Below are 21408 nucleotides of genomic sequence, written 5' to 3' on the forward strand. Positions count from 1 at the left end.
AAAATGAAAAAAATAATTAAATTATTGACTCTTTCGGTACTATTTGCCGTAATGAGTTGTACAGATTTAGCAATAGAAGCGACAGATTCGAAGTTTGACGAGGGTTTATCTTCAGATTTTCAAGGAGTTGATCCTGGGGCTGCTTTGGATGGCCTTTACAATGACTTTAGAGGTCAAATAGGAACACAAGAAAATTTATTTGCGTTAAGTGAAGTAAGTTCGGATGAATTGTTAGTGCCAACGCGTGGTACCGACTGGGGAGATAATGGTGTATGGCGTAACTTACATGATCATAACTGGGATGCTAATCACAGAGATATTACTAATTCATGGAATAATCTGAATCAAAACGTTTATAAAGCTTCCTTAATTATTGACCCACGAAGTAATGGGTCTGCTCAAGAAGTGGCAGAAGCTAAATTTTTAAGAGCTTATATGACATATTGGTTAGTAGATTTATATGGTCAAGCACCTTTTAGAACACCCGATGAAGGTCAAGATGTAAATCCCTCGGTAAAAAATAGAGTAGAAGCTTTCGACTTTGCTGTTCAAGATTTAACAGAGGCCTTACCTAATTTGCCTGTCTCTGGACCAAGTAGTACTTTAAACAGAGCATCAAGAGCGGCAGCCAATTTTTTATTGGCCAAATTATACTTAAACAAACATATATACACTGGTACATCTGTTGATCCTGCGGATATGACGAAAGTGGTTGACTATGTTGATGCCATTAAAGCAGATGGGTTTGATTTACAAACTGGGTATTTTGATCTTTTTAAGAATGAAGTTAACAATGAGGTTATATGGTTCTCAACTGCTGATGTAGGTGCTAGAATATGGAATACTTTACATTATAAACAAAATTCACCAGACAACGAAGGTGGTGGATGGAATGGTTTTACAACCTTAGCAGAATTCTATGATTTATTTGAAGGAGATCCTAATATAAATGTGCCTGGATCTGGTCAAGAGGAGAGAAGAGGATTTGTTCCAACTGATGGATCGCATTTAGGTATTGGCTATGGATTTTTAATTGGTCAACAATATGATGAAACTGGAGCAGCTATGACAGATAGAACTGGTAATCCTCTATCATTTACAAAAGAATTACCCGGTTTATTAGGTAACAATGAAGTTACAGGTATCAGAGTTATAAAATATCACCCAGAAAACGGAGCCTTTGCACCTAAATCGGTGTTGTTTAGATATGCCGATGCACACTTAATGAAAGCTGAAGCTATACTTCGTGGTGGGACTTCTAGCGAAACCGCATTGGATTTAGTTAATGAGCTACGTACTAAAAGAAGTGCAACACCATTTACGTCTTTAACAGAACAAAATATTCTTGACGAAAGAGGGCGTGAGCTTTACGACGAAATGTGGAGACGTAATGATCAAATACGTTTTGGTAAATTTAGCGAGCCTTGGGAGTTTAAATCAAATACTGATACATACAGGAATTTATATCCAATTCCATCAGTTGCTATAATATCTAACCCTAATTTAATACAAAACGAGGGGTATTAATTTTAAATGCGGAATTGTTTTTTTAGTTGAAAAAGAGGGTGTATGTTAAATGTACCCTCTTTTGTTTAAATATAGTCAAGAATGGTGTATATTAATTCAAGAAATAATTATTAAATAGTTTTTATTTAAAATGAATAAGTGTTTTATATTGAAGTCGTTAAGTTTTTTGGTGTTCATAATTTTATTTTACTCCTGTAATTCAAAAAACAATAATTCTAACAATTTAGCAGAAAAAGAAACCAACAAGCTATTTACATTAATGAAATCAAGCGAAACAGGAATTGATTTTGTAAATACAGTTATCAATCAAAAGAATTTCAACATTTTTAAATATCGAAATTTTTATAACGGTGGTGGAGTTGCTATTGGAGATATTAACAACGATAATTTACCCGATATATTTTTTTCTGGAAATCAAGTAAAAAATAAATTATACCTTAATAAAGGTAACTTTGAGTTCGAAGATATATCGCAAAAAGCGGGGATTGAAGGAAATAAACCGTGGTCTACTGGTGTGGTAATGGTCGATATTAATCACGATGGCTTGTTAGATATTTATGTTAGTAATGCCGGTAACATGGAGGGTAATAACCACGATAATGACTTATACATTAACAATGGAGACTTAACATTCACTCAAAAAGCTGATGACTATAATCTTGCAAAATCTGGTTTCTCAACACAAGCTTCTTTTTTCGATTACGATAAAGATGGTGATTTGGATGCCTATATTTTAAACAATAGTAATATTCCGGTAAGCAGTCTAGGATATGCCGATCAAAGAAATAAAAGAGCTCAGGACTGGGAAAATGTGCCACATATTTTTCGTGGTGTTGGTGATATGCTTTTAAGAAATGACAATGGAAAATTTGTTGATGTTAGTGAAGAGGCAGGAATTTATGGAAGCCTTATAGGGTTCGGACTAGGTGTAATGGTTACAGACATCAATAACGATTTGTATCCAGATATTTATGTTTCAAATGATTTTTATGAACGTGACTATTTATATATAAATAATCAAGACGGAACTTTTACAGAAGATATAAAAAATTGGACCTCACATTTGTGTTTATCTGCTATGGGTGTTGATATTGCGGATGTTAATAATGATGGTTTATCAGATATATTTATTACAGATATGCTTCCCGAGGAAGACCAGCGTATTAAATCGGTTATGGAATTTGAGAGCTATAACGTGTTTAAGCTAAAGCAAAGCAAAGATTTTTATCAACAATATATTCAAAATACACTTCAAATAAACAACGGTAATAATACCTTTTCAGAAACGGCGAATTTTAGTGGTGTTGCAAAAACCGATTGGAGTTGGGCAGGATTATTGTTCGATATGGATAACGATGGTTATCGCGATATTTACATTACCAATGGCGTTAATCACGATCTTACAGATATAGATTTTGTAGATTTTTTTGCAAATGATATAATACAAAACATGGTTTTAACAGGACAAAAGGAAGCTATTGATTCTATTATTAATAAAATGCCTCAGAAACCACAACCCAATTATGCCTATAAAAATAATAAAGATCTCACTTTCATCAATGAGACTGATGTTTGGGGGTTTAATACCCCTAGCTTTTCTAATGGCGCTGCTTATGCTGATTTAGATAATGATGGCGATTTAGATTTAGTAGTTAACAATGTTAATATGCCATCGTTTATTTATAAAAATAATAGCGAATCACTCACACAAAATAATTATATAAAAATAAAACTTGAAGGAGATAAACTTAATACGTTTGCAATAGGTAGCACTGCAAAAATATACGCTCAAAATAAGATTTTCACCCAAGAACTTATGCCTTCAAGAGGGTTTCAGTCCTCCGTTGATTATGTGATGACCATAGGACTAGGGAACATATCAAAAATCGATTCCATACGTATCATTTGGCCTAATAGTAAAACTCAAAAACTCACTAATATTAAGGTCAATCAATTATTAAATTTAAAACAAACTGATGCGGTTTCCGATTATAAAATTCCTAAAAAGCAAAACTATAAAACATTTTTTAAAGAGCTTCCTAACGAGTTAATGGCTCATAAAGAAAACACCTATTCTGATTTTGATTTTGAAGGATTAATTTCAAAAAAACTCTCACAAGAAGGACCAGCTTTAGCAGTTGCAGATGTTAATGATGACGGAAATGACGACGTGTTTATTGGAGGAGGAAAAAATCAAGAAGGCGCATTATATCTTAACAAAGGCGAAGCTAAATTAGTACCAAAATTCTCCAGAGTATTTGAAGAAGATGCTAATTATGAAGACACAGCTGCAGCATTTTTTGATGCTGATGGAGATGGTGATAAGGACTTAATGGTTGCAGCAAGTGGTAATGAAGTTGGAGAGGAATCTAAATATAAAATTAGGCTTTATATAAATGATGGTAAAGGTAATTTTACAAAAGACTCCAAGTACATCCCTTTTACTAAGAATAATATATCGGTCATAGCCCCATATGATTTTGATGGAGATGGAGACATTGATGTATTTGTTGGATCTCGAAGTGTTGTAGGGACCTATGGGGTTAATCCACAGCAGTTATTTTTAGAGAACCAAGGTAATGGTACTTTTGTTGATGCTACAGAGAGGGTTGGTTATGCGCTTAAAGATGCTGGCATGATTACAAGCGCCATATGGGAAGATGTAGATGGAGATAGTAAAAAGGACTTAATTACAGTATCCGATTGGGGAAGTCCAAAAATATTTCGAAATTCTGGCAGACAGTTAAATAAAACAGCTTCTACACTCGACACCTTATACGGTTGGTGGAATGTTGTTAAAGCATCAGATATAGATAATGATGGAGATTTAGATTTAATTTTGGGAAACCAAGGTGATAATACCTTGTATCGTGCTTCTTTTAAGGAGCCTATGAAAATGTGGATAAATGATTACGACAATAACGGAACCATAGAACAAATTGTTACTAGACACTTAAATAATGGTGATTATCCAATTCATATGAAAAAGGAATTAACAAGTCAAATAGTGTCTTTAAAAAAGGAAAATTTAAAAGCCTCAGATTATGCAGCAAGAACAATTAATCAACTTTTTTCAGAGGAAACCATAAATAATACCATAGTTAAAAAAGTTAATATTTCAGAATCTGTTATAGCAATCAATAATGGAAATGGAAAGTTTACTATTAAAACATTACCTGTTAATGTTCAACTTTCTTGTGTCTGCGATATTAGTTGTACAGATATAAATAACGACGGCTTTAAAGATCTGGTTATGGCAGGAAATAATTTTGAATTTAAACCTCAATTTTCGCGTTTAGATGCAAATTATGGATCGGTACTAATTAATGATCAAAAGAATAATTTTGAATGGCAAGATTATGCAAAAAGTGGCTTTTTTGTAAAAAATGAAGTTAAACATATTATGCCGTTTAAAGACAAAGACGGAAAGACTTATTTAATAGTTGTAATTAATGATGATAAACCGAAGATTTTTGAAATTAAATAGTAATTACATTATTATCGCAGTAGCATTAGTACTTCTTGGATGTAATAGAAAGGAAGACATAGTATTTAAGGAAATTCCTGATACCGAAACAGGAATTACCTTTGTAAATCAAATAACTGAAACAGATGATTTAAGTATTTTAGACTATCTATATTTTTACAATGGTGGAGGTGTTGCTATAGGAGATATTAATAATGATGGACTACCAGATATCTTCTTTTCAGGAAATCAAGTGAAAAACAAATTATACCTTAATAAAGGTAACTTTAAATTTGAAGATATTTCTGATAAAGCTGGTATTAGAGGTAACAGTACTTGGAATACGGGTGCAATTATGGGAGATGTTAATGGTGATGGATTTTTAGATATCTACGTATGTGCTGTAGTTGGTATAAATGGATTTGGTGGATATAACGAATTGTATATTAATAATGGTGATGAAACCTTTACCGAATCTGCAACCAAATATGCACTTGATTATGCCTCTTTTAGTTCCTCAGCGGCATTTTTAGATTATGATTTAGATGGCGATTTAGATATTTACTTATTAAATCATGCGGTTCACACACAAGAATCTTTTGGACATGCTAATTTAAGATATCGCAGAAACTATCAAACAGGTGATAAATTGTTGCGAAACGATAACGGAATATTTACAGATGTTAGCGAACAATCTGGAATTTTTGGCGGTCCAAATGGATACGGATTAGGTCTTGCCATTTCAGATTTTAATCAAGATGGTTATCCAGATATCTATGTAGGAAATGATTTTCATGAAGATGATTATTATTATATCAATAATGGCGATGGCACTTTTACTGATAAATTAAAAATGCATTTCGGTCATACAACACGCTTTTCCATGGGAAATGATGTTGCAGATATTAATCATGATGGCTTACCAGATTTATTAACACTAGATATGCATGCCGAAGACGAAAAGGTACTTAAAAGTTCAGAAGGTGACGAGGATTATCAAATTCAAAAACTACGTTTAAAACAATACGGCTACTATTATCAGTTTGTGAGAAACATGATGCAGGTAAATCAGTCCAACGGAAACTTTAAAGAAACAGCCTTATTAAGTGGTATTGCATCAACAGATTGGAGTTGGAGTGCTCTTTTTGGAGATTTTAATCAGGATGGAGAACAAGATATCTATATATCAAATGGTATTTTAAAACGCCCAAATGATTTAGATTATATAAACTATGTTTCTAATGAACAAATAGTAAAAAAAATAGAAAAAACAAGTTTAGTTGATAAACAAGCATTGTCAATGATGCCATCAGGTAAAGTTAATAACTATATTTTTGAGGGAAAAGGAAACTTATTATTCGAAAACAAATCAACATCTTGGTTAAATAAAAATGTTCCTACGGTTTCTAATGCAACAGCCATGGGAGATCTTGATAATGATGGTGACTTAGATTTGGTTGTTACCAATTTAAATGAACTTCCTACTATTCTTCAAAACCAAACAAATAATAAAGCAACCTATTTAAAACTAAAATTTAATTACGATAAACCCAATACGTTTGGTGTTGGAACAAAAGTTTATGCCTATAATAAGGGAACGATTCAATTTAAAGAGTTATATACATGTCGAGGTTTCCAGGCTTCTTCAGAACCTATGATTCATTTTGGTTTTAAGAACGCTAAAACTATCGACTCCATTAAAATTGTATGGCCCAACTATACCTACCAAATTGAAAAAAATATAGCAACTAACCAAACACTCGTTTTAAAGCCTAAAAACACAAAAATATTTGTCAACCATACAGATAATACTAAAAAATTATTTCAAAAAGTTGATAATAATTTGGGGATTAATTTTCATCACGAAGAAGATAATTATACAGATTTTATTCGACAAAAACTGATTCCTTATCAAGTTTCAAACAAAGGACCAGCTGTTGCTGTAGGCGATTTAAATAATGATGGAAAAGCGGACATATTTTTTGGGGGATCAAAATTTAAATCTTCAAAAATTTATCTTCAACAAGATTCAACGTACATAGCTCATAAATTTTTCGGTATTGTAAAAGATTCCATAAAAGAAGATATCTCTGCAGTTATTTCAGATTTCAATAATGACAAGAAAAATGATTTATTTATTGGAACTGGAGGTGCTGATTTTTATAATAAAGCAAAACCATTACAGGACAGTTATTATATACAACAAGATTCAACATTTGTAAATCATAAATTACCAGATTATTACGAAAATGCTTCAGTAGTAAGACCATACGATTTTGATGATGATGGCGATTTAGATATTTTTATAGGGAATTATACCGTAACAAATGATTTTGGTAAAACTCCGCCATCCTTTCTATTAGTAAATACCGATGGAAATTTTGAAATTAAAGATTCTAAAGTTTTTGAAAATATAGGCATGGTTACTGATGCCGTATGGGATGATTTTGACAACGACGGAATAAAAGATTTAATTGTCGTGGGGGAATGGATGTCTCCTAAATTTTATAAAAATAATAATGGAAGTTTTACAGAAGTCGTTAAAACAGACAATTTAAATGGCCTGTGGCAAGCTATACAACCCTTTGATATAGATGGAGATGGTGACACAGATTATTTATTAGGAAATTGGGGACTTAACACAAAATTTAAAGCCTCAGAGAAATTTCCTTTGCAAATGTATTATGCAGATTTTGATGATAACGGAAAAACCGAAACGATTGTTTGTGTAGAAAAAAATAAAGAGTATTACCCTTTATTAGGACTGAATGAATTGGCAAATCAATTACTTTTTTTAAAGAAAAAGTACACTACTTATAAAGCATTTGCTGGGCAACCTATAACCGCTATCTTAGAAAACAATATGCTTGAGAAGGCTAAAATTTTAAAAGTTTATAATTTAAGTTCGGGGTACTTAAGAAACGATAATGGTGATTTTAAATTTATTCCTTTTGAAACTGAATTACAATTAGCACCAATAACTAGTTTTTTAAAATTTGATTTCAATAAAGATAATAAAGAGGAAGTATTGGTGGGAGGAAATTATTTTGGTGTGGCTCCTTTTCATGGAAGGTTTGATGCGTTTTCAGGAGCTTTGATTAAAGACGCTAACACATTATTGTTAGCAGCAGAACTGGGGATAGATTTTAGTAAAAAGGAAGTTAAAAATTTGAATATAATATATATAAAAAATAAACCATATGTATTGGTAACCATGAATAATGACGATGCCGAAGTGTATAAAATTTCAAATTAATAGAACATAAAATGAGTATGTTAAAAAGCGTATCTCCCAAGGCAAAATTAATAGCGAACAGTATATAAACTTTAAATAATAGTAAATAAAAAACACATGAAATTTATTAAAATAGTTTTGATTTTTCTTCTAATGTCTTCTTGTAGAAAATATGATCCTATTGTTGTTACCCCAAATGATTATCATAATGCCGTAGACAGAGTAGTCCAAATAATGATTCATGATATTTTTTCACCGCCTGTGGCAAGTCGTATTTTTGTATATCCAAATATTGCAGCATATGAGATTTTGGCCAAACAAGGTGGGAAATATAAGTCTTTAAGTGGTCAAGTCTCAGGGTTAACCGCTATTCCCGACCCTGACGACTCTAAATCTATAAATTATGAATTATCCGCACTAATTGCTCATTTAGATTTGAGCCGAAAACTTATTTTTTCAGAAGATCAAATTGTAGAATATAGAGATAGTTTATATAACATTTGGGAATCTGAAAATCCAGAAGTTTTTAGAAATTCAAAAAAATATGCTTTAAAAGTTTCCGAATATATTACTGCTTGGATGGAGAAAGACAATTACATTCAAACCAGGACGATGTCTAAATACAGTATTGATATGGATGATATTTCAAGATGGCAGCCTACACCACCATCTTACATGGATGGTATCGAACCACATTGGAATAAAATAAGGCCCTTGGTTTTAGATTCTGTAAGTCAATTTAAGCCTGTTCCACCACCAGAGTTTTCTTTAAATGAAAACTCAAGATTTTATAAGGAGTTAAAGGAAGTTTATGATACAAGTAATCGAATTACTGAAGCTGGAGATACTTCAAAAGAAATAGAAATAGCACAATTTTGGGATTGTAATCCATATGTGTCGGTTACTAGAGGTCACTTAATGTTTGCAACAAAGAAAATTACTCCTGGGGCTCATTGGATTGGAATTACAAAAATTGCTTGTAAAAAAAGTAATTTTAATTATAATGAAACTGTTTTTGCATATACAAAAGCTTCTATTGCTATGTTTGATGCATTTATTAGTTGTTGGGATGAGAAATACAGAAGTAATCTAGTTCGTCCAGAAACTTTGATTAATCTATATTTTAACGACAATTGGAAACCAATTTTACAAACACCTCCTTTTCCCGAATATACTAGTGGGCACTCTGTCGTTTCTGGAGCTGCATCGGTAATTTTAACAGATATTTTTGGTGATAATTTTAGTTTTGATGATGATACTGAAACACCTTACGGGTTGCCTGTTAGAAATTTCAAATCATTTTATGCCGCTTCAAGCGAAGCCGCTATTAGCCGACTTTATGGAGGTATTCATTACAGAGCCGCTATAGAAAACGGATTGAAACAAGGTAAAGATTTAGGTAGATTTATAGTTAAAAGACTTCACATGACCAATGAATAGTTTAAAATTTAAAAGGTTTTTAATATTGATTATTGCTGTAACTTTTTTAAGCACGTGTGCTTGGTATGTATTAAAGCCATATGATTATACAGTAACATTTAAAACCAAAGCAAATTTTGGAACTATTAATCAAACACTTAAATTATGGAGTAATTCTATATTAGACAGTGCCTATATTGTAAAACAAAAATCACTTAACGATGTTAAGCAACAAATTGTAAGTCGGGGTAACAGTTATATCTATCATTGGCAATTTGTTAATATAAACGATTCGCTAACTCGAGTAAATATTGGAATAAATGATGAAAACCATAGCTTAAAAAATAGAATAGATAATTTGTTTAGCTATACAGATTTTGAAAAAGAAGTAAAAACTACAATTACAGATTTTGTAACTATTTTAAAAGAGCATTTAGATAAATTTAAGGTTACCATTATAGGAGAGGTAAATATTCCGGAAGTTTATTGTGCATATGTTTCAGTTAAGTCAAAACAGTATAATAAGGCTAAAGGCATGATGCAGAATTATGGATTGTTAAATTCTGTACTTATTCAAAATCACATTGTTCTAAATGGCAGGCCTATTGTAGATGTTACCAATTGGAATATGCAAAACGACAGTATTCATTTTGATTTTTGTTATCCAATAATAAAACAAGAAAAGCTACCTGATTTTGATATCATAAAATATAAATGGATTAAAAGCAAAAAAGCCATTAAAGCCGTTTATAATGGTAATTATATTACATCAGATAGAGCTTGGTATGCGTTATTAGAGTACGCAAAAAAAAATAAAATTAAAGTATCTAAAACACCATTAGAAGTTTTTTATAACAATCCTAATTTTGGTGGAGACGAATTAAGATGGAAAGCCGAAATATACATGCCACTAAATAATAACTAAAGATGAAGACTCTACTCTTACCCATTTTATTGCTAGTAACAATGTGTGCTTGTACTAACAAAAAAAGTCAAATGCAGGATAAAAATACGTCAGAAATAACAAGAGAATGGTGGAAGGAAGGAGTGGTGTATCAAATATATCCAAGAAGTTTTAAAGACTCAGATGGCGATGGAATTGGTGATTTAAAAGGCATTATAGAAAAACTAGATTATATAAAAAGTCTTGGGGTAAATATGATTTGGTTAAATCCTATTTATGCCTCACCAAATGATGATAATGGCTATGATATTAGTAATTACAGAGCCATTATGAAAGAATTTGGAACCATGGAAGATTTTGATGCCTTGTTGAAAGGGATGCATGACAGAAACATGAAATTTGTAATGGATGTAGTTGTAAACCACAGTAGTGATGAACACGAATGGTTTAAACAATCCCGAAGCTCACGAGACAACCCATACAGGGATTATTATCATTGGTGGCCTGCAGAAAAAGGAAAGCCTTCATACCGCTGGAGTTTCTTTGACGAAAAAGGTGAGGCATGGAAATACGATTCATTAACAAACTCGTATTACCTGCATTATTTTTCCCAAAAGCAACCCGATTTAAATTGGGAAAATCCAAAAGTAAGACAGGAGGTTTATAATATTATGAAATTTTGGGCAGAAAAGGGAGTCGATGGATTTCGTTTAGACGCTTTTCAGTTTGTAAGTAAAGACACGACCTTTCCTAAATTGCCAGAGGGTTATGAAAAAAACATTATAAAATATTATGGAATGGGGCCAAATTTACATTCATATTTAAGAGAAATGAATGATGAGGTTCTAAGTAAATATGATGTTTTCGCCGTATCAGAAGGAGCTGGAAGCACACTAGAAGAGGCTCATAACTTAGTGGATGCAGATCGAAATGAACTGCAAATGGCGTATCATTTTGAGGGAGTAGATCTGGTTAATTCTTTAGAAGGGTATAAATTATCTAAACTAAAAGAAGTTTTTACCAAGTGGGACAAGTCCTTTTCAAAAAAAGGATGGATTTCTATTTTTCTTTCAAATCATGATGTAGCAAGACTAGTAAGCAGATTTGGAAATGACAGTCCAGAATTCAGGGCGGTCTCATCAAAAATGCTTAATACTTTTTTATTAAGTATGAGAGGAACACCTTATATATATTATGGTGATGAAATAGGGATGACTAATATTGATTTTGATAGTATTTCACAATACAAAGACATTGCAGCCATAAATGGCTATAAAAAAGCACTCTCTGAAGGTCAGGACATGGCCTTATTTATGAAGAAACTAAACTTCCTGTCTCGAGATAATGGTAGAACACCAATGCAATGGAATGATTCTGTTAATGCTGGTTTTTCCACTGGAAAACCATGGCTTCCTGTTAATAAAAACTACAAAACCATTAATGTAGCCTCACAAGAAAAAGATCCAAATTCCATATTGAACTATTTCAAGAAAATGGTCGAATTAAGGAAAAACAATAAGGTATTGATTTATGGAGATTATGAATTATTAGGAGCTGAAAATGAGAATATTTATGCCTATACCAGAACATTGGATGACAAAAAAATGTTGGTAGTTTTAAATTTTACTGACCATGATTCAAGCATTGATTTGCCAGAATCCAAAAATTTAGAGGCCATACTAATTAATAATTATAAAGACTTAAATAATGATGAAAATGGTAACCTAACATTAAAACCATACCAAGCCGTTATTTGCTCATTAAAAAATTAGTCGTTTAAATCCAACTTAATATAAACAAAAAAATAAAATAATTGTGAAAAAAATTATACCACTTTTACTAGCCTTTTTTATGTTTAGTCATTGTAACAAAGAACCAGAAAACAAAGCAGAAATTTCTGTGCCTTCAAAAACATGGTGGAAGGAAGCGGTCGTTTATCAAATTTACCCACGAAGCTTTAAAGATACTGATGGTGATGGTATTGGAGATATTAAAGGTATCATTTCAAAACTGGATTATATAAAAAGTTTAGGTATTGATGTGGTTTGGTTAAATCCAATTTACGGATCACCCAATGCAGATAATGGATACGATATTTCAGATTATAAAGGCATTATGAAAGAGTTTGGCACTATGGAAGATTTTGATGCTTTATTAAAAGGTATGCATGAAAAAGGCCTTAAGCTGGTTATGGATTTGGTTGTAAACCATACGAGTGATGAGCATCCTTGGTTTAAAGAAAGTAGAAAATCACGAGACAATCCCTACAGGGATTACTATCATTGGTGGCCAGCAGAAAAAGGTAAACCAGCCTTTCGTCCGGGGGCTTTTGAGGCCGATGGTAGTGGATGGAGATTTGATAGTTTAACAAATGCGTACTATTTGCATTATTTTAGTTACAAACAGCCCGACCTAAATTGGGAGAATCCCAAAGTCCGTCATGAAATTTATGACATGATGAATTGGTGGCTTAAAAAAGGGATTGATGGATTTAGAATGGATGTGATTCCATTTATTGCAAAAGACACCACATTTCCGGTGATAACTCAAGCCGATTTAGATAAAAATTATCATGGTCGTTGGGATGTTTATATGGCAAGTGGGCCTCATTTACATGATTATCTTAAAGAAATGAACAGTGAGGTTTTAAGTAAGTACGATTGCATGTCTTTGGCAGAAGGTGCAGGAATGCTAAAATCAACAGCGTTGAATTTTGTTGATGAAGACCGTCATGAACTCAATATGGGATATCATTTTGACGGTGTAAATTTAGGATACATACCGGGGCATTTCAAAAAAATGGATCCTAATTGGAGCTTAGTCGAATTCAAAAAAATCTATTCAGATTGGGATGCTGTTTATAAAGATAAAGGATGGGGAACCATCTATTTAGGAAATCATGACCAACCTAGAATGGTTTCCCGTTGGGGAAATGATACTCCCAAGTTTAGAGCCTATTCCTCAAAAATGCTCACAACATTTTTACTATCCATGAGAGGCACTCCTTATTATTATTACGGAGATGAAATAGGCATGACCAATGCATATTTTGATAGTATTGAAGACTACAGAGATATTGAAACCATTGCCGAATATGAAAAGGTAAAGATAGCTGGAGGTGATTTACAACAATTTATTGAAGACCAAAAAACGGGTGGCGCTAGAGATAATGGTAGAACCCCCATGCAATGGGATACCAAAGCCAATGCTGGTTTTACAACCGGAACACCCTGGTTGTCGGTCAATAAAAATTACAATCAAGTTAACGTAGCGTCTGAAAACAAAACCCCAAATTCAATTCTGAATTACTTTAGAAAGATGGTAAAATTACGTAAAGAAAATCCTGTATTAATATATGGAGCATACCACCTTTTACAGGCTGAACACCCCAATATTTATGCCTATACTAGAATCTTAAATGATAAAAGGATGTTGATTCTACTCAATTTTTCGGATCACAACTCAAATATTAATCTAAAAGAAATTGAAACCAAAGAAGGAACGCTAATCAACAATTATGAATCAGTAGATATTGAAAATAATAAAATAAACCTGCTACCTTATCAAGCCGTCATTTTTTCAATTAAATAATATAAATTAAACCAGACAAGATGAAAACAACATTAATTAAATCATTAAGCCTCGTAATATTAGCAATATGCTATACATCCTGCAATAAGGGAATGGATAGCCTGCAAGTAGATTCCCCAGATGGGACTAATAGAGTCGAATTTAATCTTTCTACATCTGGACAACCATATTATATGGTAAAGCATAATAACAATGCTGTGATTGATACGTCTTACATGAGTTTTGATTTTAAAGATTTACCGTCTCTAAAAGACAAGTTTAAAATTATAAATACGTCAACGGGAACTGTTGATGAAACTTGGCAAATGCCTTGGGGAGAACAATTAAATGTCAGGAACAACTATAACGAGTTGGTAATAAATTTAGAAGAACAGTCCGAAGCAAAAAGAAAACTAAATATTCATTTTAAAGTTTTTAATGATGGCGTAGGTTTTAGATATGAATTTCCTGAACAAGATAACTTAAAGGGTATTTTAATTACTGATGAAAACACTCAATTTAATTTAACAGGTGATCATAAAGTGTGGTGGATACCTGGCGATTGGGATAGTTATGAGCATTTGTATAATGAAACTAAATTCTCTGAAATTGATGCGATGGCCAAAAATGATGATCAACTAGCGGCTAATTATATTCCTGAAAATGCCGTTAACACACCGGTAACCATGAAAACAGATGACGGGTTGTATCTAAGTTTTCATGAAGCTAATCTCACTAATTATGCGGGAATGACTTTAAAAGTTGATACCAAAAACTTAAATATGGTAAGTGAATTGGTAGGTTCTGATATTTTAGGAGGTAAAGCAAAAGTAAGTATACCTTTTAACACACCATGGCGTACCATTCAAATAGGAGAAAAAGCAGGTGATTTAATTGAATCTAGAATGATATTGAATCTTAACGAACCAAATAAAATAGGGGATGTAAGTTATTTTACCCCTATGAAATATGTTGGTATCTGGTGGGAAATGCATATTGGTAAATCGACATGGGATTTAGAAGGAACTCAAGATATGAGTACTTTTATAGCAGGTAAAAAGGGTTCTTCTAGACACGGAGCCAATACAGAAAACGCTAAAAAATATATTGATTTTGCATCACAAAATGGTATTAAAGGTCTTTTAGTTGAAGGATGGAATACAGGCTGGGATAAATGGATAAGTAACGATAGAGAAGGTGTTTTCGATTTTATGACGCCATATCCAGATTATAATTTTGATGAGGTCATGGCTTATGCTAAAGAAAAAGGTGTTGAGGTAATTATGCACCATGAAACTTCGGCAGCACCATTAACTTATGAAAAACAAATGGATGTTGCTTATGATTTCATGAAGGCTAACGGTATCAATTCAGTAAAAACAGGATATGTTGGAAAAATAATTCCTAAAGGGGAATATCATCACGGACAATGGATGGTTAATCACTATCAAAAAGTATTGGAAGAAGCAGCCAAGAAGAAAATAGCTGTAAATGCTCACGAACCAATTAAAGACACAGGGAAAAGACGTACATATCCAAACGCTATTTCAAGAGAAGGATTAAGAGGACAAGAATTTAATGCTTGGGCCAAAGATGGTGGGAATCCACCAAGTCATTTACCAACAGTTGCTTTTACAAGAATGCTATCAGGACCAATTGATTTTACTCCAGGCGTGTTCAATATTAAATTTGATGATTATAAAAAAGGGAATCAAGTCAATACCACTTTAGCACAGCAATTGGCATTGTATGTGGTTATTTATAGTCCAATCCAAATGGCCTGCGATTTACCTGAACATTATATGGTAAATGGTAAAATACATCCTGCATTTCAATTTATAACAGATGTTGGAGTTGATTGGCAACAAACCAAAGTTTTAGATGGCGAAGTAGGAGACTATGTAACCATTGCAAGACAAGAAAGAGGTACAGGAAATTGGTTTGTTGGAGGGATTACTGATGAAAATGCAAGAACAGAATCTTTAACTTTTGATTTTCTTGATGAAGGCAAAACGTATAGCGCTATAATCTATAAAGACGGACCTAATGCACATTGGAATGATAATCCTCAAGATTATGTAATTGAACATCTTGAACTTACAAGAAATTCAAATTTAAAAATTAAACTAGCTCCTGGAGGAGGATTTGCAATAAGCATAAAGCAATAAATTAACAAAAATATGATTGGGGATAAAATAGCATATCACGCGGCGTATAAGCCCGTAACAGATTTTGTGATTAATAAATTAATAGACAAACTTAACAAGCGTCAAAGAATTTGTATCTCAGTTGGGGGTGAATCAGGTTGCGGAAAAACATCATTAACCTATGCGCTTTTAAAAGATATTGAGGCGACAACAAATTTAAGAGGGTTTATATTTCATGCCGACGATTACTATGTACTGCCCCCCAGAGATACACATAACTTACGAATTGAGGATTTTTCTAGGGTAGGTACAAATGAAGTAAAATTAAACCTTTTAGAAGCTAATATAAATGAATTTAAAAATGGTAATACAGATATTTTAAAACCATTAATTGTTTATGATGAAAATGTGATTTTGGAGGAACGGATTAATTCAATGGATTTTGATTTTTGTCTCGTTGAAGGCACTTATGCCATGCTTCTTGAGAATTCAGATTATAAAGTTTTTATGGATATCACGTATGAAGATACCCGACCTGTTAGGATTCAGAGAGCACGAGATATTATAGGAGGCATTGCCGAGAAAGTTCTCGAAATTGAACATGAAATCGTCAAAACTCATAAAGTTTTGGCAGATATTGTAATCGATAAAAATATTAAAATAATTAACTAACAAAATAAACGTTATGCTTAAGAAACCAACCTTATCATTTTGGCAGATTTTTAATATGAATGTTGGATTTCTAGGAATTCAATTTAGCTTTGGGCTGCAACAAACCGCTGTCAATCCTATATTTTCTTTCTTAGGAGCGCATCATGAAGAGTTACCTTTGCTAAATCTTGCAGGTCCTGTAACAGGGCTAATTATTCAACCTATTATAGGCGCTATTTCAGATAAAACATGGTCGCCTCGTTGGGGATGAAGAAAGCCCTTTTTTATGATTGGAGCTTTAATAGGTAGTATGTGCTTATTTGCATTTCCTTTTAGTTCAACGCTTTGGTTTGCAGTTGGGTTGTTATGGATTCTTGATGTAGGAAATAATATGGCTATGGAGCCGTATCGTGCTTTTGTTGGTGATAAATTGCCAAACAAACAGTTAAGTTTTGGTTATCAAATGCAAAGTTTATTTGTTGGTGCGGGTATTGTATTGGCTAATGCCTCCATTTTTCTTTTTCAAGACTGGTTTGGCGGCGCTGAAACGGTTAGTAACACTGCAGAAGCTATTCCTAAATGGTTATATTATTCTTTCTTTATTGGAGCTATATTATCAGTGTCTACCATCTTATGGTCTGTTTTAAAAACTCCTGAAATTCCACCTTCTGAAGAGGAATTTAAACATATTAAAGAACACAATGCCTTACCGTTTTTTGAGCGTATAAAAACTCCATTTTTAGAAATTATTGATGCCATTAAAGATATGCCAAAATTTATGTGGAAATTGTCTGGTGTTTATCTTTTCCAGTGGTATGCTTTATTTGTGTATTGGCAGTTTATTTCTCCAATGTTTGAAGAAAGTATGAATTTCGATAAATCTCAGGCCTTGAGTCAAGCGGCCAAAATGAATACTACCTATAATGTTTCAACCATTGTTTTTGCATTGGCATTAGTGCCATTAGCCTTAAAATTTGGAGGCAAAAAAGTGTATGTTTTCAGTCTGTTTTTAACAGGAATAGCGATGCTTAGTATTCCATATATTCATGATCCTTTGTTGGTTATTTTGCCTATGGTTTTATTTGGGATTGGTTGGGCAGCTATGATGGGAATTCCATATTCAATGGTGTCTAAAATAGTTCCTCAAGAACGGCGAGGTGTTTATATGGGAATATTAAATATGATGATCGTTATTCCTATGGGTATTCAAACGGTAACATTTGGGCCGATAGTAAAAAACTTATTAAACGACAGTGCCATTAGTGCTATTTTATTTGGTGGCGTATTTTTTATCATTTCGGGTGTTTTGGCTTTGCGTTTAAAAGAGCCTGAAACAGATAATGAGAGTGATTCCTTTATACCATCTGCCGGTGGGCATTAATGTTAAATATAGAATATGAAAAACCTAGGTATAAAAATATCAATTTTTCTTAATTACTTTGTGTTTGCTATTTTACTTAATAGTGTCGGCATTGTTATTGCAAAGTCAATTAACGTATACCATGTCAGTGAATCTCAAGCATCACTTTTAGAAGCGTTTAAAGATTTGCCAATAGCAATTGTTTCTTTTTTAATAGCCTCTTTTCTACCGAGATTTGGATATAAAAAGGCTATGTTAGGTGGTTTGGTACTTGTGTTCTTTGGATGTTTAGTAATGATTTTTGGAAATTCATTTGTTTACACCAAAATATTATTCTTATCTATCGGAATCAGTTTTGCATTAATAAAACTTTCTGTTTACTCATTGATTGGGATCGTTACAGAAACAAAAAAGGAGCATTCTTCCTTAATGAGTTCGATTGAAGGCTTTTTCATGGTAGGTATTGCGGTAGCTTATATGTTATTTCCAGCGTTTTATTCAGATGATGAAAATTCATGGCTAAATGTATATTATCTTTTATGTGGACTTATTTTAATCTCATTTATATTTCTTCTCTTTTCTAAAATTGAATATAAAGTTGAAGCTATTGGTTCTAGTTTAAAAGAAGACCTAATGGAGTCGGTTAAATTGATGGTTATTCCTTTAGTTCTAGTTTTTATTATTTCGGCTTTTTTGTTTGTAATGATAGAGCAGGGTATTATGACTTGGCTGCCAAGGTTTAATGAAAAGATATTTTTATTTTCTGAAAAACTTAGCGTTAGAATGGCAATTATATTTGCTTTATCACTAGCTCTAGGGAGATTCGTTGCTGGTTACCTTACAAAAAGAATGTCTTGGGTGTATCTTGTAATTATATGTATTGTAATTTCTGGAGCAATTTTATTAATTGTATTACCACAATTAAATGTAGATGTTAACACATTAGCTAAAATTGAAAGCATTGCAGATGTGCCATTATTAGGATTTATTCTTCCATTAATTGGATTGTTTATTGCTCCCATTTATCCATTATTAAACTCAACTGTTTTAAGTTCATTGCCTAAAAGCTTGCATTCTCCAATGTCAGGTTTAATTATCATATTTTCTGCATTAGGAGGTACTATCGGATCAAGAATTGTGGGTGAATTATTTGAAAGTATTGGAGGCGCGAAAGCTTTTTATTTTTTATTAATTCCAATGATATTATTAATACTATTTGTGATATTGATAGATAGAATGTCTAAAAAACAAGTTGCTCTTTAGGATGATGATATTCCGCTTAAATATAGAAGATACTTTAAATAAATTATTACATCAAGAAGACACCGATGGTGATAAAAAAATAACCATTGAAGATAAAGGACCAAAGGTCTTTAAAATTTCAGCTGTTTCTGGCGAAGATTATGTAGTTAAAGGCACGTATCATCTTTCTAATTTATTACAAGAGTTAGTAATTGCTAAAAATGAAGGGATGGAGATAGCAGAAATTCCTTTATCCAAAATAGAAGAACCACCTGTTAATCGTATTTCAAGAATGATTAAGGATTATTTTTGGAAAGGACTCACCAGAACTATAGATGAAAAAGGTATTTTAGGGCTCCTTCATGACACTAAAAACAAAACACTTACCTCAAATAAACTAAGAATATACACCCCATATAACGACTCTTTAGCATTCAATTATTATAAAAATCTTGAAATATCATTACCTATTGAGGTTATTCAACTTCCAGAAACTATAACACCTCAGTTTGTTAAATCAATAAACAATAAGTCAGGAATATTATCATTAAAAATAGAGAAACAACATAATCATATTGAAGGTGTTCCTTTTGTGGTTCCTGGAGGTAGATTTAATGAAATGTATGGTTGGGATAGTTATTTTGAATCTATTGGTTTGTTAATAGATGGAAAAGTTGAATTGGTTAAAGCAATGGCTGATAATTTTCAGTATGAAATTGAGAATTATGGTAAAATTTTAAACGCGAATCGATCCTATTATTTGACCAGAACGCAGCCCCCTTTTTATACCAGCTTAATTAGAGAGGTTTTTGAAATCACCCAAGATAAAGAATGGTTAAAAAGCCACCTTACTACCGCCATTAAAGAATATGAAACTGTTTGGATGGTTGAAGGTAAACGGCTTACGGATAATGGTCTTAATAGATACTTAGCTGAAGGTATTGGTTTTCCACCCGAATGCGAAGAGGGTCATTTTGATTCAATAATAAAGCCTTTTGCAGATGAATTAAATAGGTCTATTAGAGATTATGAAAAAGACTATGCAAACGGTATTATTTCAAATGATGCATTAGATACTTATTTCATTCATGATAGAACGGTTAGGGAATCAGGGCACGATACTTCATATCGTATTGAAGGAATTTGTGCCGATTTAAATCTGGTTGAACTCAATGCTATGTTGTATAAATATGAAACAGATTTTTCAGAAATAATTGAAACCGAGTTTAAAGATAATTTTAAGGAGTATACTGCTACTTATTGGAAAGAAAAAGCAAATGCTAGAAAAGTAGCCGTTAATAAAAATTTATGGAACGAAAGTAAAGGAATGTATTTTGATTACAATGTGGTTACTAAAAAGCAATCAAATTTTGTTGCCGCAACAACCTTAACTCCTTTGTGGTCAAATTTATGTTCACAACATCAGGCAGAACAACTTGTTAAAACTGCTATACCCTTATTAAAAGAAAAAGGCGGAATTGCAGGTAGTACTAAGTCAAGTATTGATGACATTTCAAAAAATCAACCCCAACGGCAATGGGATTATCCCAACGGTTGGGCACCCCATCAAATGATGATTTGGAAAGGATTACTTAACTATGGTTTTGTAGATGACGCTCAAGAATTAATTTATAGATGGCTATTCATGATTACCAAAAACGCTGTTGATTACAATGGTACCATTCCTGAGAAATATGATGTTGTGGAAGCCACTCATAAAGTGTTTGCAGAATATGGTAATGTTGGAACCGATTTCGAATACATCTCACAAGAAGGATTTGGATGGATGAATGCCTCTTATCAATATGGGTTGTCACTATTAGAAAACAGCTATATAGAAAAACTAAATAATCTTGTTAAACCAGAGTTTATTTTTTAATATTTTAT

General features: G+C 32.5%; 11 protein-coding genes and 1 pseudogene. All 12 read left to right on the top strand.

Annotated elements, in window-relative coordinates:
• Positions 1-3: 3 nt before the first annotated feature.
• The 12 genes and pseudogenes from G5V56_RS05875 to G5V56_RS05930 all read left to right on the top strand — a co-directional run bounded on the left by G5V56_RS05875 (position 4) and on the right by G5V56_RS05930 (position 21400).
• The gene (locus G5V56_RS05875; RefSeq protein WP_166962819.1) at positions 4-1527 is read left to right on the top strand and encodes a RagB/SusD family nutrient uptake outer membrane protein; all 1524 of its coding nucleotides are present in this window, start codon (positions 4-6) and stop codon (positions 1525-1527) included.
• Between the two features lie 130 nt (positions 1528-1657).
• On the top strand, positions 1658-5014 hold the full coding sequence (locus G5V56_RS05880) for a VCBS repeat-containing protein (protein WP_166962821.1): 3357 nt from the start codon (positions 1658-1660) through the stop codon (positions 5012-5014).
• The gene (locus tag G5V56_RS05885; protein WP_166963303.1) at positions 4983-8249 is read left to right on the top strand and encodes a VCBS repeat-containing protein; all 3267 of its coding nucleotides are present in this window, start codon (positions 4983-4985) and stop codon (positions 8247-8249) included. Before G5V56_RS05880 ends, G5V56_RS05885 begins: the two co-directional genes overlap by 32 nt.
• A gap of 96 nt (positions 8250-8345) precedes the next feature.
• On the top strand, positions 8346-9668 hold the full coding sequence (locus G5V56_RS05890; protein ID WP_166962823.1) for a vanadium-dependent haloperoxidase: 1323 nt from the start codon (positions 8346-8348) through the stop codon (positions 9666-9668).
• Positions 9661-10572, top strand: coding sequence for an AraC family transcriptional regulator (locus tag G5V56_RS05895; RefSeq protein WP_240911230.1), 912 nt, complete (start codon positions 9661-9663; stop codon positions 10570-10572). The genes G5V56_RS05890 and G5V56_RS05895 overlap by 8 nt, the downstream gene beginning before the upstream one ends.
• 2 nt (positions 10573-10574) lie before the next feature.
• Positions 10575-12323, top strand: a complete 1749-nt coding sequence (locus G5V56_RS05900; protein WP_394366200.1) for a glycoside hydrolase family 13 protein — start codon at positions 10575-10577, stop codon at positions 12321-12323.
• A 43-nt stretch (positions 12324-12366) separates the two neighbouring features.
• Positions 12367-14142: a glycoside hydrolase family 13 protein gene (locus G5V56_RS05905; protein WP_317166403.1), complete on the top strand. Its 1776-nt coding sequence runs from the start codon at positions 12367-12369 to the stop codon at positions 14140-14142.
• 20 nt (positions 14143-14162) lie between these two features.
• A complete protein-coding gene (locus G5V56_RS05910; protein ID WP_166962825.1) occupies positions 14163-16289 on the top strand; it encodes a glycoside hydrolase family 97 protein in 2127 nt (708 codons plus the stop codon).
• Between the two features lie 12 nt (positions 16290-16301).
• On the top strand, positions 16302-16940 hold the full coding sequence (locus G5V56_RS05915; RefSeq protein ID WP_166962827.1) for a hypothetical protein: 639 nt from the start codon (positions 16302-16304) through the stop codon (positions 16938-16940).
• A gap of 13 nt (positions 16941-16953) precedes the next feature.
• Positions 16954-18300, top strand: a pseudogene (locus G5V56_RS05920) (MFS transporter).
• A gap of 15 nt (positions 18301-18315) precedes the next feature.
• Positions 18316-19542, top strand: a complete 1227-nt coding sequence (locus G5V56_RS05925; protein ID WP_166962831.1) for an MFS transporter — start codon at positions 18316-18318, stop codon at positions 19540-19542.
• A gap of 4 nt (positions 19543-19546) precedes the next feature.
• Complete coding sequence (locus G5V56_RS05930) at positions 19547-21400, top strand: alpha,alpha-trehalase (protein WP_166963311.1); 1854 nt, start codon at positions 19547-19549, stop codon at positions 21398-21400.
• Positions 21401-21408 lie beyond the last annotated feature (8 nt).

The organism is Yeosuana marina, from assembly GCF_011762485.1.
In the GTDB taxonomy this organism is placed as follows: domain Bacteria; phylum Bacteroidota; class Bacteroidia; order Flavobacteriales; family Flavobacteriaceae; genus Yeosuana; species Yeosuana marina.

What these genes read in the sequence shown, in the direction of transcription:
- G5V56_RS05875 (WP_166962819.1), top strand. Translation starts at nt 4, where the DNA reads ATGAAAAAAATAATTAAATTATTGACTCTTTCGGTACTATTTGCCGTA.
- G5V56_RS05880 (WP_166962821.1), top strand. Translation starts at nt 1,658, where the DNA reads ATGAATAAGTGTTTTATATTGAAGTCGTTAAGTTTTTTGGTGTTCATA.
- G5V56_RS05885 (WP_166963303.1), top strand. Translation starts at nt 4,983, where the DNA reads ATGATAAACCGAAGATTTTTGAAATTAAATAGTAATTACATTATTATC.
- G5V56_RS05890 (WP_166962823.1), top strand. Translation starts at nt 8,346, where the DNA reads ATGAAATTTATTAAAATAGTTTTGATTTTTCTTCTAATGTCTTCTTGT.
- G5V56_RS05895 (WP_240911230.1), top strand. Translation starts at nt 9,661, where the DNA reads ATGAATAGTTTAAAATTTAAAAGGTTTTTAATATTGATTATTGCTGTA.
- G5V56_RS05900 (WP_394366200.1), top strand. Translation starts at nt 10,575, where the DNA reads ATGAAGACTCTACTCTTACCCATTTTATTGCTAGTAACAATGTGTGCT.
- G5V56_RS05910 (WP_166962825.1), top strand. Translation starts at nt 14,163, where the DNA reads ATGAAAACAACATTAATTAAATCATTAAGCCTCGTAATATTAGCAATA.
- G5V56_RS05915 (WP_166962827.1), top strand. Translation starts at nt 16,302, where the DNA reads ATGATTGGGGATAAAATAGCATATCACGCGGCGTATAAGCCCGTAACA.
- G5V56_RS05925 (WP_166962831.1), top strand. Translation starts at nt 18,316, where the DNA reads ATGAAAAACCTAGGTATAAAAATATCAATTTTTCTTAATTACTTTGTG.
- G5V56_RS05930 (WP_166963311.1), top strand. Translation starts at nt 19,547, where the DNA reads ATGATATTCCGCTTAAATATAGAAGATACTTTAAATAAATTATTACAT.